This is a genomic window from Streptomyces sp. NPDC059009 (assembly GCF_042740175.1).
Classification (GTDB): Bacteria; Actinomycetota; Actinomycetes; order Streptomycetales; family Streptomycetaceae; genus Streptomyces.
The window spans coordinates 84,515-97,940 of record NZ_JBHYJB010000019.1; the positions used below are offsets into that span (position 1 = coordinate 84,515).

13 protein-coding genes are annotated in these 13,426 nt (G+C 70.8%); 4 read left to right on the forward strand and 9 right to left on the reverse strand.

The annotated features are described in order from the left end of the window. Positions 1-4 precede the first annotated feature (4 nt). On the reverse strand, positions 5-634 hold the full coding sequence (locus tag ACFWYM_RS20265; protein WP_384838634.1) for a L,D-transpeptidase: 630 nt from the start codon (positions 632-634) through the stop codon (positions 5-7). Further along, positions 624-1,148 carry a SigE family RNA polymerase sigma factor gene (locus tag ACFWYM_RS20270; RefSeq protein ID WP_384838637.1) on the reverse strand — a complete coding sequence of 175 codons (525 nt, stop codon included), beginning with the start codon at positions 1,146-1,148 and terminating at the stop codon, positions 624-626. The genes ACFWYM_RS20265 and ACFWYM_RS20270 overlap by 11 nt, the downstream gene beginning before the upstream one ends. Positions 1,149-1,265: 117 nt before the next feature. On the opposite strand from ACFWYM_RS20270, the gene ACFWYM_RS20275 reads away from it, so the two are divergent. Further along, complete coding sequence (locus ACFWYM_RS20275) at positions 1,266-2,216, forward strand: L,D-transpeptidase (protein ID WP_384838640.1); 951 nt, start codon at positions 1,266-1,268, stop codon at positions 2,214-2,216. A 61-nt stretch (positions 2,217-2,277) separates the two neighbouring features. On the opposite strand, the gene ACFWYM_RS20280 is transcribed toward ACFWYM_RS20275, so the two are convergent. Genes ACFWYM_RS20280 through ACFWYM_RS20290 form a run of 3 tightly spaced genes read right to left on the reverse strand, consistent with a single transcriptional unit; the run spans position 2,278 to position 5,515 of the window. Continuing rightward, positions 2,278-3,186 (reverse strand): ADP-ribosylglycohydrolase family protein, encoded by a 909-nt coding sequence (locus tag ACFWYM_RS20280; RefSeq protein WP_384838643.1) that lies wholly within the window; start codon positions 3,184-3,186, stop codon positions 2,278-2,280. A 12-nt stretch (positions 3,187-3,198) separates the two neighbouring features. Continuing rightward, positions 3,199-3,858, reverse strand: a complete 660-nt coding sequence (locus ACFWYM_RS20285; RefSeq protein WP_384838645.1) for a histidine phosphatase family protein — start codon at positions 3,856-3,858, stop codon at positions 3,199-3,201. Between the two features lie 46 nt (positions 3,859-3,904). After that, positions 3,905-5,515, reverse strand: a complete 1,611-nt coding sequence (locus tag ACFWYM_RS20290) for an ABC-F family ATP-binding cassette domain-containing protein (protein WP_384838648.1) — start codon at positions 5,513-5,515, stop codon at positions 3,905-3,907. 115 nt (positions 5,516-5,630) lie between these two features. Between ACFWYM_RS20290 and ACFWYM_RS20295 the strand changes: the two genes are divergently transcribed. After that, on the forward strand, positions 5,631-6,254 hold the full coding sequence (locus ACFWYM_RS20295) for a TetR/AcrR family transcriptional regulator C-terminal ligand-binding domain-containing protein (RefSeq protein WP_384838650.1): 624 nt from the start codon (positions 5,631-5,633) through the stop codon (positions 6,252-6,254). A 97-nt stretch (positions 6,255-6,351) separates the two neighbouring features. Here ACFWYM_RS20295 and ACFWYM_RS20300 read toward each other — a convergent pair whose 3' ends face one another. Further along, positions 6,352-6,957 carry a YdbC family protein gene (locus ACFWYM_RS20300; RefSeq protein WP_384838653.1) on the reverse strand — a complete coding sequence of 202 codons (606 nt, stop codon included), beginning with the start codon at positions 6,955-6,957 and terminating at the stop codon, positions 6,352-6,354. A 33-nt stretch (positions 6,958-6,990) separates the two neighbouring features. After that, a complete protein-coding gene (locus ACFWYM_RS20305) occupies positions 6,991-7,812 on the reverse strand; it encodes an arylamine N-acetyltransferase (protein WP_384838656.1) in 822 nt (273 codons plus the stop codon). Positions 7,813-7,928: 116 nt separating this feature from the next. Between ACFWYM_RS20305 and ACFWYM_RS20310 the strand changes: the two genes are divergently transcribed. Continuing rightward, positions 7,929-8,456, forward strand: coding sequence for a TerD family protein (locus tag ACFWYM_RS20310; protein ID WP_384838659.1), 528 nt, complete (start codon positions 7,929-7,931; stop codon positions 8,454-8,456). Between the two features lie 109 nt (positions 8,457-8,565). On the opposite strand, the gene ACFWYM_RS20315 is transcribed toward ACFWYM_RS20310, so the two are convergent. Together ACFWYM_RS20315 and nrdR are read right to left on the reverse strand one after the other, a co-directional pair. After that, positions 8,566-11,463 carry a vitamin B12-dependent ribonucleotide reductase gene (locus ACFWYM_RS20315; protein ID WP_384838662.1) on the reverse strand — a complete coding sequence of 966 codons (2,898 nt, stop codon included), beginning with the start codon at positions 11,461-11,463 and terminating at the stop codon, positions 8,566-8,568. Positions 11,464-11,595: 132 nt separating this feature from the next. Then, positions 11,596-12,141 (reverse strand): transcriptional regulator NrdR, encoded by a 546-nt coding sequence (gene nrdR, locus ACFWYM_RS20320; protein ID WP_384838665.1) that lies wholly within the window; start codon positions 12,139-12,141, stop codon positions 11,596-11,598. A gap of 494 nt (positions 12,142-12,635) precedes the next feature. Here nrdR and lexA point away from each other — a divergent pair, with 494 nt between their 5' ends. Next, entirely contained in the window at positions 12,636-13,421 is a 786-nt protein-coding gene (lexA, locus tag ACFWYM_RS20325) for a transcriptional repressor LexA (RefSeq protein ID WP_384838668.1), read from the forward strand. The last annotated feature ends 5 nt before the right edge of the window (positions 13,422-13,426 follow it).

A 13,426-nucleotide genomic window follows, 5' to 3' on the forward strand; every position in this document is an offset into this window, starting at 1 on the left:
CGTGTCAGGGCGTGGCGGCGGGCGCCGCGCCCTCGACCGTCACCACCGATCCCGAACTCAGCCGTCCGTAAAGCCACTTGGCGTCGGAGCGGCGCAGGCCGATCACGCCATGGGTGACGTCCTGTCTGCCGGGTGCCTGCTCGGCGTACGTCAGGGCGACGATGTAGGTGGTGGCGCCCCCAGGGCCCCGCAGTTCGAGGACCCAGGGGAGCGTCACGTCGTACTCACCGCCGAGCCCGACGGTCTCGCCGGTGAACCGCTTCGTGCGGTGCTTGGCGACGACCGTCATCCGGCCCGGCTTCGTGGGCTGGTCGGCACGGCCCGACGACACGGGCAGCGCCCGGCCCCCCAGGGTCAGGGTGCGCCGCCCGAGGTCGACGGTGGCGGCCGGCGAGGCCGGAGCGGAGGAGGCGGCGGGCGGAGTCGGGCGCCGCTCGGAGTGCGCGCCGCCGAGGGCCGTGGTCAGGCCGAACGCGAGGGCCGCGGCGACGACGGCGGTGCCGCCCGCCACGGCGGCGTGCCGACGGCGCCTGCGGAACACGGCCCGGCGGCGGACCTCCGCGCCCGTCGTGGGGGCCGGAGCCCGGCCGCTGTCGGCCAGCTCGCGCAGGGCGGCGGACAGGTCATCGGACACGGTCGCCCTCCTTCTCGCCCTTCTCGCCCAGTACGCCGGTCTCGCCCGTCGACAGCAGCTCGGCGAGGGCCGCCCGGCCGCGCGAGAGGCGGGCCTTGACCGTGCCGACCGGCGCGCCGGTCTCGGAGGCTACCTGCTCCACGCTGAGGTCACACAGGTGGTGCAGCACGATCGCGAGGCGCTGCGCCTCCGGGAGCCGGCGCAGCGCCGCGACGAGCGCGACGTGCTCGGGGCCGGGGCCCGGAGCGTGACCGGGCGGCGGAGTGCGGCGCACCAGTTCCAGCCACCGCCGGGCCCGTCGCCAGTGGCTGACCGCGAGCCGCATCGCGACGGTGCGGATCCACGCCTCCGGGGCCTCGCTCGCAAGGAAGTCGCGGCGCCGGTCCCAGGCTCGTACGAAAGCTTCCTGGACGACGTCCTGGGCCTGGCCGTGGTCACCGGTGAAGGCATACACCTGGCCGACGACACGCGGGAACGCCGACGCGTAGAACGCGTCGAACTCCTCCTCCGTCATGCCGCCCCCGCGGATCCCAGATCCCTGGTGAATTCTTCGAACTCGCATGCAACCCGATGGCCCCCGGCATGCGTACAGGTCGCGTACATCGAAGCACATCACCCATGGGGGGCTCTGTTGACCAGGCAAATCAAGGCGACCAGAAGAGCGGCGGCCACGGCTGCCCTCTGCGCGCTGCTGCTCGCGGGCTGCGCGGGCGGCGGAGAGGGGGCCGAAGAGAGCGGCGCGGGCCGTGCCGACGACCGCGGCACCGGGGAGCGGCCCGCGGGAACGGCCCCCGAGGAGAAGCCCACCCCGCACGCGAAGCCACTGCCCGCGGCGCTGCGCACGGGCGCCAAGATCAACCTCTCCGACGGTGGCACGGTCGGCGTCGGCATGCCGGTGTCGGTGACGTTCGCCCGGCCCGTACCGGTGTCCGAACGCGCCGCGGTGGAAAGGCGCCTGAAGGTGTCGACCGACAACGGCACCACCGGCTCCTGGAGTTGGGTCAAGGACCGCAACCTCCACGAGGGCCAGCGGATCGACTACCGCCCCAGGGCCTACTGGAAGCCCGGCACGAAGATCACCGTCCGTGCGGGCTCGGCCATCGACACGACCGTCACGGTGGGCCGCTCCCTGGTGGCCACGGTCGACGTGCGCACCCACACCATGACCGTGGTGAAGGCCGGGACGACCCGCCGCGTCCCGGTCACTGCGGGCGCCCCGGGGATGGACACCTGGAACGGCACGATGGTCGTCTCCGACAAGCAGCGCCGCGTCCTCATGGACTCCCGGACCGTCGGCTACGGAGACGCGTACAAGGACTACTACGACTACGCGGTCCACCTGACGACATCCGGCACCTACCTCCACCAGAACCCGAAGGCCGACACCTACGCGGGGCGCGGCAACGTCACCCACGGATGCATAGGTCTCGCCACGAACGGCACGGCACGCCGCTTCTACGGCGAGGTGATCCCCGGGGACGTCATACGCGTCACCGGTTCCAGGGAGACGGTGGCTCCCGGAAACGGATACGGGGACTGGAACGTGCCGTGGGACCGGTGGAAGGCGGGCAGCGCCCTGTAGCGGACCGGGCACGGGGCCCCAGGCGTCCGAGGCGGCTCAGCTCAGCGGCGGGGCCTCGATCTCAGGCGGCGGGGGCCACGGCCCAGTCGGGCAGCGGCTCGGTGTGGTCGAGCCACTCCTGGGGCGGCGCCCCGCCCGCGCCGGCGGCCACCACGCCGCCCACGATCGCGCAGGTCGTGTCCATGTCCCCGCCCACGCGCGCGGTGTCCCAGATCGCCTGCTCGAAGCTGCCGAGGCCGCGCGCGGCCGACCACAGGGCGAAGGGCACGGTGTCATGCGCCGTGGTGCGCCTGCCGCAGCCCAGGACCGCGGCGACCGTCGCGGCGTCGGCGTAGTCGAGCATGTCCCGGGCCCTGCGCAGCCCGGCCCCGACGGCACTGCGCGGCACCAGGGCGATGACGCCGTCCAGGAGCGCCGTCGCACTCGGCGGCCCCGCCGGATCCGCGGCCAGCGCCGCCGCCGCGGCCACCGCCATGGCTCCGACGACGGCCTCGCGGTGCTGGTGCGTCGGATAGGCCGAGATCTCCGCCTGGTGGGTGGCCTGCTCCGGGTCGTGCGCGTACCAGGCCCCGAGCGGGGCGATCCGCATCGCGGCACCGTTCCCCCACGAACCCTGTCCCTTGAACAGCGCGGAGGCCAGCTCCCGCCAGTCACCGCCCTCCCGGATCTGCCCGAGCAGCCGGTCCACGGCCGGGCCGTACCCCCGGTCCGTGTGCTGGTACTCGGCGAACGACAGGGCGAGCGCGTCCTGGTCGATCCGCCCGTACCGCACCAGGACGGCCAGCACGGAGGAGGCCATCTCGGTGTCGTCGGTCCACGGCCAGGGCCCGGGCGGCAGCTCCCGGCGCTTGAGCAGCGGGTAGTGCGCGGGCACGAAGAACTGGGAGCCCAGCGCATCCCCCACCGCGAGCCCGCGAAGGCTGGCCAGGGCGCGGTCCCGGGACGCGTCGGAAGAGAATTCGGCGGTCATCGCGCTGCCACTCTAACCGGTGATCCCATAAGGCTCCGGTTCACGCCAGCGCTCGAACGGCCGGTCCAGGCTGTACTTGCCGTCCTCCCCGAGCTGCAGCATCCGCATCTCCCCGTTGCCCGGATTGGACAGCGACTCGAACTCCGCGACCGTCCAGTGGAACCACCGCATGCAGAACAGCCGCATCGTCAGCCCATGGGTCACAAGCAGCACGTTCGGCGGGTGGTCCGGGGCCTCGAAGCTCCGGTACAGGCTCTCCAGGAACGCCCCGACCCGGTCGTACACATCGGCTCCCGACTCGCCCTGGGCGAAGCGGTAGAAGAAGTGCCCGTACGCGTCCCGGTACGCCTTCTGAAGCCGGACGTCGTCCCGGTCCTGCCAGTTGCCCCAGTCCTGCTCGCGCAGCCGCGGCTCCTCCCTGATCCGCACCTGCTCGGGGTCGAGCCGCAGCGCCCGGAACGTCTCGTGGGTGCGCCGGTACGGCGAGACGTACACGCTGACCCGCTCGCGGCCGACCACCTCGCGCAGCCGCTTGCCCGTCTCGGCGGCCTGACGCCAGCCCGTCTCGGTGAGCGCGAGGGCGTGGTCGGGCTCGCGCTCGTACACGGTGTCGTCGGCGTTTCCCTCCGACTCACCGTGCCGGACAAGGAAGATCCGCCGCGGTCGTGCCATGCCAAAACCCTAGATCGGCCCCGCACTGGTCGGCTCATCGGGCCGGTCAGTCGAGCAGCCGCCCCGACTCCATCCGGCGTATTCGCCCGGTGAAGCGGCGCCGCAGCGAACGGTCGTGGGAGACGACCACGAGCGCGCCGGTCCACTGCTCGAGGGCGTCCTCCAGCTCCTCGACCAGGCCGAGCGCCAAGTGGTTGGCCGGCTCGTCGAGCAGCAGCAGATCGGCGGGGCGGGCCAGGAGGCGGGCGAGGGCCAGCCTGCGGCGCTGCCCGGCGGAGAGGGAGCCCACCGGGACGTGGAGGTCGCGGGGCCGGAAGAGGCCGTACGAGAGCAGCAGTTCGGCCGCCTCTTCCTCGGTGAGCGCGAGGCCCCTGCCGAAGGCGGCCAGGATCCGCTCGGCGGGGTGGTTGACCGCGATCTCCTGGGCCAGGTGTCCGATGCGGCCGCGGCGGACCACCGTTCCCGCGTCCGGCTCCGTCAGCCCGGTCATGGTCCGCAGCAGGGTCGACTTGCCCGCTCCGTTGCCCCCGTGGATCAGCAGCTTCTCGCCCGCCGACACGGTCAGCTCCGGCACCGACAGGCGGTCCCCGACGCGCACGTCCCGCAGGGACACCAGCTCCCCCTCGGCCGCCCCCGCAACCGGCCGGGCCGCGAAGCGCAACGGCTCGGGCGGGCGCGGAACGGGCTGCTCCCGCAGGCGCCGCAGCCGCTCCTGGGCGTTGCGCACCCGGCCCGCGACGGACGCCTGCACCCGGCCGCCCGCCCGGTCGTACGCCATTTTGTTGTTGTCCTTCATGCCACGGCCGCCCGCGACGGCGTGGGCCGTGGTCACCGTGAACTCCTCGAGCCGCGCCGTCTCCTCGCACCACTGCGCGTACGCCTGCTCCCAGCGCTGCCGGGCCGCCGCCCGCTCGGCGACCAGGGTGGGGTAGCCGCCGCCGTACCGCACGACGGTGCGCCGGGCGTCGTCCACCTCGAGGATCGTGGTGGCGACGCGCTCCAGGAACGTGCGGTCGTGGGAGACGGCGATCACCGTGCCGTGGTGGGCGACGAGGGCCTCTTCGAGCCAGTCGAGCGCGCCCTCGTCCAGGTGGTTCGTCGGCTCGTCCAGGAACATCACCTCGGGGGCCGAGGCGATGAGGCAGGCGAGCCCGAGGCGGGCCTGCTCGCCGCCGGAGAGACTGCCGAGGACGCGGTCCCTGTCGATGTGCCCGAGGCCGAGTCCGTGCATGGCCTTGTCCACACGCGCGTCCGCCTCGTACCCACCGCGCAGCTCGAAGGCCGTGAGCAGGTCCCCGTACTCCGCGAGGGTCCGCTCGGTGGCCGTGCCGAGGCCCGCCTCCAGGGCACGCAACGCGCCTTCCATGGTGCGCAGTTCGGCGAGAGCCGCGTCGATGGCGTCACTGACGAGGCGGTCGGCGGGGAGCTGCGGAGTCTGCGCGAGCAGCCCCGCACCGCCCTCGGCGACGGTGACGACCTCGCCCTCGTCGGGCCGCTCCGTCCCCGCCAGGAGGTGCAGCAGCGTCGACTTCCCCGCGCCGTTCTCCCCCACCACCCCGATGCGCTCGCCCGGGCGCACCGCGAGCGACACCCCGTCGAGCAGCAGCCGCTCGCCGCGGGCCTTGGTCACGCCGCGCAGAGAGATCTGAGTAGGCAAAGGGCACCCCCGAATCCGTAGTGGACCCACCGTCAAACGCAACTCGAGTCGCATTACGACGAGTCTGACACGACCGGCTCGCTAATGCAACAGCCGTAGCGATAGATTGCTGACCATGACGGAGTCCACGCCACCCACCCCACCCCCCGGCACCCGCCGCCCCGGCGGCCGCACGGCCCGCACCCGCGCCGCCGTCCGCGACGCCGTGCTCAGCGGACTCGCCGACCACGGCTATCCCGGCCTCACCGTCGAGTACGTGGCCGACCACTCGGGCGTCCACAAGACCACGCTGTACCGCCGCTGGGGCGGGCTCGAAGGGCTGGTCGCCGACGCGCTCGACCTGGCCGGCGAGGACACCTGGACCCCGCCCGACACCGGGAGCCTGGAGGGCGATCTGCGCGCCCTCGCCCACGAGGTCGTCGATGCGTTCACGGATGACGCCGCGGCGGCCGCCCCCACCGCCTTCATCGGGGCGGCCTTCCAGTCCGAGCGCGCCGAACAGGCCCTGCGCGCCTTCTACGCGGAGCGGTTCACGCGCTGCGAGGCCGTCGTGGCGCGAGCCGTGGCGCGGGGCGAGGCGACGGCGGACGTGGACGCGGGGGCGCTCGTGCGGGCCGTGTCGGCGCCGCTGATGCTCCGCCTCTTCATCACCCGGGAGCCGATCGACGGCGAACTCGCCGACCAGTCGGCCGCGGCGGCCCTGGCGGCAACGCGTGCGGGAGCCTTCACCCGGCGCTGAGCGACCGGCGTGCGCCGGCCTGCGGTGTCACTCGGTCCAGGGAAGGCGCGTCCACGATCAAGAGCAGGGCACGTCACACGATCCGGAGAAGGGCGCGTCACACGATCCAGGAAGGCTCCAGCTCCACGATGTCACCGGCGAGCGCCGCCACATCGGCCTCGGTCTGCGCCCGCAGGGCGAGCCGCTCCACCCGCTCGACGCGGTACTTGCCGTGCTCGGCGGCGGACTGCCACATCGAGAGCACCAGGAACTCATGCTCGGCCGCCTCGCCGAACAGCCCCCGCACCATGCCCGGAGAGCCCGCCATCGCGGGGTTCCAGACCTTCTCCTGCATGAGCACGAAGTGCTCCACGCGCGCCTCCCGGACCCGGCAGTGCGCGACCCGCACCACGTCCGCGTCCGTGAAGCGCGGCTCGAACCCCGTCTTCACGTCGAAGCGGTGGTCGAAGAGCTTGACCTGCATGTCCTTGAAGGTGCGCGCCTGAGCGGCCGCGAGCCGGTCGTGCGAGCGAGCCATGAAGGAGTCGTAGAAGGCGCGGTTCTCCCAGAAGGCGAAGACGTGCGCCACACCCGGCCGCCCTCTGCTCCACCCCCCGCCCTGCCCCCGGAATCCCGGCTCCCCCAGAAGCCCCGCCCACTTCCGCTGCCCCCGCTCGAACCCCCGGCGGTCCACCACGTTGCAGCGAATCCACTTGACCAGCACCGCGCCATCGTACGGCCCTGAACGTGGCGCGGGTCACGCTCCGGCGGAGTACACCCGGATCAGCGTTCGCCAGTCGTCGTCACTCAGTTCCACCCCGAACTCCTGGACGACGACGTCCTTCAACTCGCCCTCCGCCACGTCCCGTTCCTCCACTTCGCCGCCGGGGCGCGTGACCGTCAGCCGCGCGCCCACCAGGGAGCGCCGCACGCCCGGCGCGGCCCGCTGGATCACCGGGCGCCGGGTGAAGGCGGACTTCGGGTGTGTGGACGTGTAGTGGTTCATCAGGACGTAGTCCACGGTGAAGCGCGGCTCCAGGGTGAAGCCGTAGATGTCGAACCAGCCGTCGTGGTGCAGCGTGCGCAGCGCCTTCACGCCGCCCTCCTCGGCCACCAGGCCGAAGCGCCACGTTCCTTGCCGCGCTTCTTCGCCGTCACGCAGCCGGATCGGTTCCAGCAGCCCCTCGGCGCCGAACCCGACGTCGCACAGCCACTCCTCACCGTCCGCCTCGACCTTCAGGATCATGTGGGTCACCGCACGCATCGCGGTGGCGCCCGCGCGCACCCGGGCCCCAAGTCCGGTGACAGCAAAGCCGGTCCGCTCCAGCACCGCGGCGAACAGCAGGTTCTGTTCATAGCAGTAGCCGCCCCTGCGCCGGCGCACCAGCTTGTCCTGCAGGGCCTCCAGGTCCAGCAGGACGGGACGGCCGAGCATGATCTCCAGGTTCTCGAAGGGCACCGCCGCCACGTGCGCCCGGTGGAGCGTGCGCAGCGACTCCAGGTCGGGCTTCGGACTGCCCTCGTATCCGATCCGCGCCAAGTAGGCGTCGAAATCCAGCTGTTCCCCGTTCCATGTCATGCCGGTAATGATCACCGCACCACCGCCGCTCGCCAACTCCCTTTTCTCCCTCTGTCGGTCCGAGGACGTAGCGTGTCCTGAGGAGGATCAACAACGGGACAGCAAGGGGGAGTTCTGTGAGCAGCGTCAGAAAGGGATCCCGCAAGGTCGAGGTCGGGTTGAAGTGGGACCCGAGTCCGATCGGTGAGCCACCCCACGACCTCGACATCATCGCCGCGACCTACACCGCCGACGATCCGCACGGCGGCCCCGCCTATCTCGTGCACTTCGACAGCCGCTCCCCCGACGGCACGATCGTCCTGAACCGGGACAGCAGGACCGGCCAGGGCTTCGGCTTCGACGAGGTCATGACCCTGGAGCTGGACCGGCTCGACGCGCGGTACGCGCGCGTGGTCGTCGGCGTGCTGATCCAGCAGCCCGCAACGCTCAAGGTCTTCGCCGACGTGCCGAGCACGGCGGTACGCATCCGCGACGAGTACGCCGAGCTGGTCCACCACGACTTCGCCGAGGTCGCCGGGTGCACGGCGGCCACGGTCGCGGAATTCACCCGGCGGCCGACGGGCGAGTGGGCCTTCCGTGAGGTCCTGCGCGGCTTCGAAGCGGACCCCTCGGCCTTCGCCGCGGCCATGGGCTCGGCGCACTGACCGACACCGTCGCACTGGGGGCCAGTGCTGCGCCGGCCAACAGCAAAGAGCGGCGGGACCCGCCCGGGTCCCGCCGCTCCTCAGCTCACGCCCTCAGCGGGCGGTCGGCTCAGCTGCAGCCGCTGGTCGAGCCGCAGCCCTCGCAGATGTAGCAGGAGCCCGCGCGCTGCATCTTCGTACCGCAGGAGAAGCACAGCGGTGCGTCGGCCTGGATGCCCAGCTGCATCTCGACGAGCTCGGCACTGGTGTGCGCCTGCTGCGGGGCCGCCTTGGCCGGCTCCGCCTCGGCCTTCGGCGCGGCGACCGCCTTCAGGGACTCGGTCTGCCGCGGGGCGGACTGGGCCAGGCCCTCGACGTCCACCTCGTCGTCGGCGGGCTCGTAGGAGCCCGTCTCCAGGTGGCGCTGGCGCTCCTCGGCGGAGTGGATACCGAGCGCGGAGCGCGTCTCGAAGGGCAGGAAGTCCAGCGCCAGGCGGCGGAAGATGTAGTCGACGATCGACTGCGCCATCCGCACGTCCGGGTCGTCCGTCATGCCGGCCGGCTCGAAGCGCATGTTCGTGAACTTCGAGACGTACGTCTCCAGGGGCACGCCGTACTGCAGGCCGACGGAGACGGCGATGGAGAAGGCGTCCATCATGCCCGCGAGGGTCGAGCCCTGCTTGGACATCTTCAGGAAGACCTCGCCCAGACCGTCGTCCGGGTAGGAGTTGGCGGTCATGTAGCCCTCGGCGCCGCCCACAGTGAAGGAAGTGGTGATGCCGGGACGGCCCTTCGGAAGGCGCTTGCGGACCGGGCGGTACTCGACCACCTTCTCGACCGCGGCACGGATCGTGTCCTCGGTCTTCTCGGTGATCTCAGCCTTCTCGTCCTCCTTCTTCTTGGCGGAGAGCGGCTGGCCGACCTTGCAGTTGTCGCGGTAGATGGCGAGCGCCTTGACGCCCATCTTCCACGCCTCGAAGTAGACCTCTTCGACGTCCTCGACGGTGGCGGTCTCCGGGAGGTTGACCGTCTTGGAGAGGGCGCCCGAGATCCACGGCTGGATCGCGGCCATCATGCGGACGTGGCCCATCGCGGAGATGGAGCGCTCGCCCATGGCGCAGTCGAAGACCTCGTAGTGCTCGGTCTTGAGGCCGGGGGCGTCGATCACATTGCCGTTGTCGGCGATGTGGGCGACGATCGCCTCGATCTGCTCCTCCTGGTAGCCGAGGCGACGCAGGGCCTGCGGCACGGTGCCGTTGACGATCTGCATCGAGCCGCCGCCGACGAGCTTCTTGAACTTGACCAGGGCGAGGTCGGGCTCCAGGCCCGTGGTGTCGCAGGACATCGCGAGACCGATGGTGCCGGTCGGGGCGATGACCGACGCCTGGGAGTTGCGGAAGCCGTTCTTCTCGCCGAGGCGGAGCACGTCCTGCCAGGCTTCGGTGGCCGCGGCCCAGACCGGGGTGTCCAGGTCGTCGATGCGGACGGCCGCGGTGTTGGCGTCGGCGTGCTGCTTCATGACGCGCTTGTGCGGCGTGGCGTTGCGGGCGTAGCCGTCGTACGGGCCGACGACCGCGGCCAGTTCGGCGGAGCGCTTGTACGAGGTGCCGGTCATCAGCGACGTGATGGCACCGGCGAGGGAGCGGCCGCCGTCCGAGTCATACGCGTGGCCGGTGGCCATCAGCAGGGCGCCGAGGTTGGCGTAGCCGATGCCCAGCTGGCGGAAGGCGCGGGTGTTCTCGCCGATCTTCTGGGTCGGGAAGTCCGCGAAGCAGATGGAGATGTCCATCGCGGTGATGACCAGCTCGACGACCTTGGCGAAGCGCTCGGACTCGAAGGACTGGTTGCCCTTGCCGTCGTCCTTCAGGAACTTCATCAGGTTCAGCGAGGCGAGGTTGCAGGACGTGTTGTCCAGGTGCATGTACTCGCTGCACGGGTTCGAGCCGTTGATGCGGCCGGACTCCGGGCAGGTGTGCCAGGCGTTGATGGTGTCGTCGTACTGGATGCCGGGGTCGGCACAGGCCCAGGCGGCCTCGGCCATCTTGCGGAAGAGGCCCTTGGCGTCGACCTCTTCGATGACGTCACCGGTCATGCGGGCGCGCAGGCCGAACTTGGAGCCGGCCTCGACGGCCTTCATGAACTCGTCGTTCACGCGCACCGAGTTGTTGGCGTTCTGGTACTGGACGGACGTGATGTCGTCGCCGCCCAGGTCCATGTCGAAGCCCGCGTCGCGCAGGGCGCGGATCTTCTCCTCTTCCTTGACCTTCGTCTCGATGAAGCCCTCGATGTCGGGGTGGTCGACGTCGAGGATGACCATCTTGGCGGCCCGCCGGGTGGCGCCACCGGACTTGATCGTTCCTGCAGAGGCGTCGGCACCGCGCATGAAGGAGACGGGGCCGGAGGCGTTGCCGCCGGAGGAGAGGAGCTCCTTGGAGGAGCGGATCCGGGAGAGGTTCAGGCCGGCGCCGGAGCCGCCCTTGAAGATCATGCCCTCTTCCTTGTACCAGTCGAGGATCGACTCCATGGAGTCGTCGACGGACAGGATGAAGCAGGCCGAGACCTGCTGCGGCTGCGGCGTGCCGACGTTGAACCACACCGGCGAGTTGAAGCTGAAGACCTGGTGCAGGAGGGCGTACGCCAGCTCGTGCTCGAAGATCTCCGCGTCGGCGGGCGAGGCGAAGTAGCTGTTGTCCTCGCCTGCCTTGCGGTACGTCTTCACGATGCGGTCGATCAGCTGCTTGAGGCCGGTCTCGCGCTGCGGGGTACCGACGGCCCCGCGGAAGTACTTGCTGGTGACGATGTTGACCGCGTTCACCGACCAGAAGTCGGGGAACTCGACGCCACGCTGCTCGAAGTTGACCGAGCCGTCGCGCCAGTTGGTCATGACGACGTCACGGCGCTCCCAGGCCACCTCGTCGTACGGATGCACGCCGGGGGTCGTGTGGATGCGCTCGATACGCAGACCCTTGCTGGCCTTGGATCCCTTGGCGCGGGAACCTCGTGCCGGGCCGCTCGTCGTCTCGGTCATGCCGCCTCCCTGTATCAGGCTAAAACGCCCTGAAGTGCCACGTTCTTCCCGTGGCACGGTGTGTGTCTGATGCTGCGCGGCCCACAAGGGCGCACAGCAGGTCTGGATTGCCGCCGAGCGGTCGGTAGCCGGTCAGTCGGCGGCGGTGGCGGGCACCGGGACTTCGACAGTCCCTCCGGGCCCGCTGTCATGCGCGTCCCGCTCCCCGGACGCGTCGTGCGGCGCCTGTTCGGGCCGCTGTTCCCTCAGCTCCCCGATGGCAGCTTCGAAGTCTTCGAGTGAATTGAACGCCCGGTACACGGACGCGAAGCGCAGGTAGGCGACGAGGTCGAGCTCCTGCAGCGGACCGAGTATGGCCAGCCCCACGTCGTGGGTGGTCAGCTCGGCGCTTCCGGTGGCACGCACCGCCTCTTCGACCCGCTGGCCGAGCTGCGCGAGCGCGTCCTCGGTCACCGGCCGCCCCTGGCACGCCTTGCGCACACCGTTGATGACCTTCGTACGGCTGAAGGGCTCGGTCACGCCACTGCGCTTGACCACCATCAGCGAGCACGTCTCCACAGTCGTGAAACGACGGGAGCAGTCCGGGCACTGACGGCGCCTGCGGATCGACGTTCCGTCGTCCGTGGTGCGGCTGTCGACTACGCGGCTGTCGGGGTGCCTGCAGAAGGGGCAGTGCATGGAACTCCCAACCCTCCTTCACGGCACGACTCGTAGGCTCCACCGGGCCCTTGGGGCCCTCGAAGCAGCCCCAAGCATAGGCGATGGCCGAGGCCCCGAAGGACCGGGGACCACAACTTCTGGGCTGCTGTTGCAATCCAACCACTAGATCTGGGGTTTGGCCGTAAATTCGACGCCATCGCGTGTCGCGCCGCCGCGCACCGCGGGGAGCGGGAGGACACCCGTCGTCGCCGCACGGAACGAGGGCCGATGCCAGGTTGACGGAGCAACGAATGGCACACTGGGGACCCCATCGGAGGGGGTCTCGACCCCGGCGGTGAAGCGTACCGTAATGAACCGAATTGCCATTCGGTCCGAGCGTCAGCCATACACCCAGGCACATGATCACGTCAGGCAATCTGCGATTTTTCACTCGAACGTGTGTTTGGCGCAACCTTTCGAAAGCAACTACCGTTGGCTAGCTAGGGAGAACATCTCGAGAGGGGCCGACCGACGTGACCACCACCGCAGACAGCGCCACCATCACTGCCCAGGACCGTTCCCAGGGCCGACTCGAGCCGGTGCATGCCATGAATGACGCAGCCACGAACCCGGAGGGGCCCAAGCCCACGCGCTCCCTGCCCGGTCGACCTCCAGGCATCCGCGCCGACAGCTCGGGACTCACGGACCGCCAGCGGAGGGTCATCGAAGTCATCCGCGACTCCGTCCAGCGGCGCGGCTACCCACCGTCGATGCGGGAGATCGGGCAGGCCGTCGGCCTCTCCAGCACCTCCTCCGTGGCGCACCAGCTCATGGCGCTCGAACGCAAGGGCTTCCTGCGCCGCGACCCGCACCGCCCGCGCGCCTACGAGGTGCGCGGCTCGGACCAGCCCAGCACGCAGCCCACGGACACGACGGGCAAGCCGGCCGCTTCGTACGTCCCGCTGGTCGGCCGCATCGCCGCCGGTGGGCCGATCCTCGCCGAGGAGTCCGTCGAGGATGTGTTCCCCCTCCCCCGGCAGCTGGTCGGTGACGGCGAGCTCTTCGTCCTGAAGGTCGTCGGTGACTCGATGATCGAGGCCGCGATCTGCGACGGGGACTGGGTCACGGTCCGCCGCCAGCCCGTCGCGGAGAACGGGGACATCGTCGCCGCCATGCTCGACGGCGAGGCGACGGTCAAGCGGTTCAAGCGCGAGGACGGGCACGTGTGGCTGCTGCCTCACAATGCCGCGTACCAGCCGATCCCCGGTGACGAGGCGACGATCCTCGGCAAGGTGGTGGCGGTGCTGCGGCGGGTGTGAGCCTT

Bases quoted from the DNA above. Each gene is read 5' to 3' on its own strand.
- ACFWYM_RS20270 (WP_384838637.1), bottom strand. From the start codon at position 1,148: ATGACGGAGGAGGAGTTCGACGCGTTCTACGCGTCGGCGTTCCCGCGT.
- ACFWYM_RS20280 (WP_384838643.1), bottom strand. From the start codon at position 3,186: ATGACCGCCGAATTCTCTTCCGACGCGTCCCGGGACCGCGCCCTGGCC.
- ACFWYM_RS20285 (WP_384838645.1), bottom strand. From the start codon at position 3,858: ATGGCACGACCGCGGCGGATCTTCCTTGTCCGGCACGGTGAGTCGGAG.
- ACFWYM_RS20295 (WP_384838650.1), top strand. From the start codon at position 5,631: ATGACGGAGTCCACGCCACCCACCCCACCCCCCGGCACCCGCCGCCCC.
- ACFWYM_RS20305 (WP_384838656.1), bottom strand. From the start codon at position 7,812: ATGACATGGAACGGGGAACAGCTGGATTTCGACGCCTACTTGGCGCGG.
- ACFWYM_RS20315 (WP_384838662.1), bottom strand. From the start codon at position 11,463: ATGACCGAGACGACGAGCGGCCCGGCACGAGGTTCCCGCGCCAAGGGA.
- nrdR (WP_384838665.1), bottom strand. From the start codon at position 12,141: ATGCACTGCCCCTTCTGCAGGCACCCCGACAGCCGCGTAGTCGACAGC.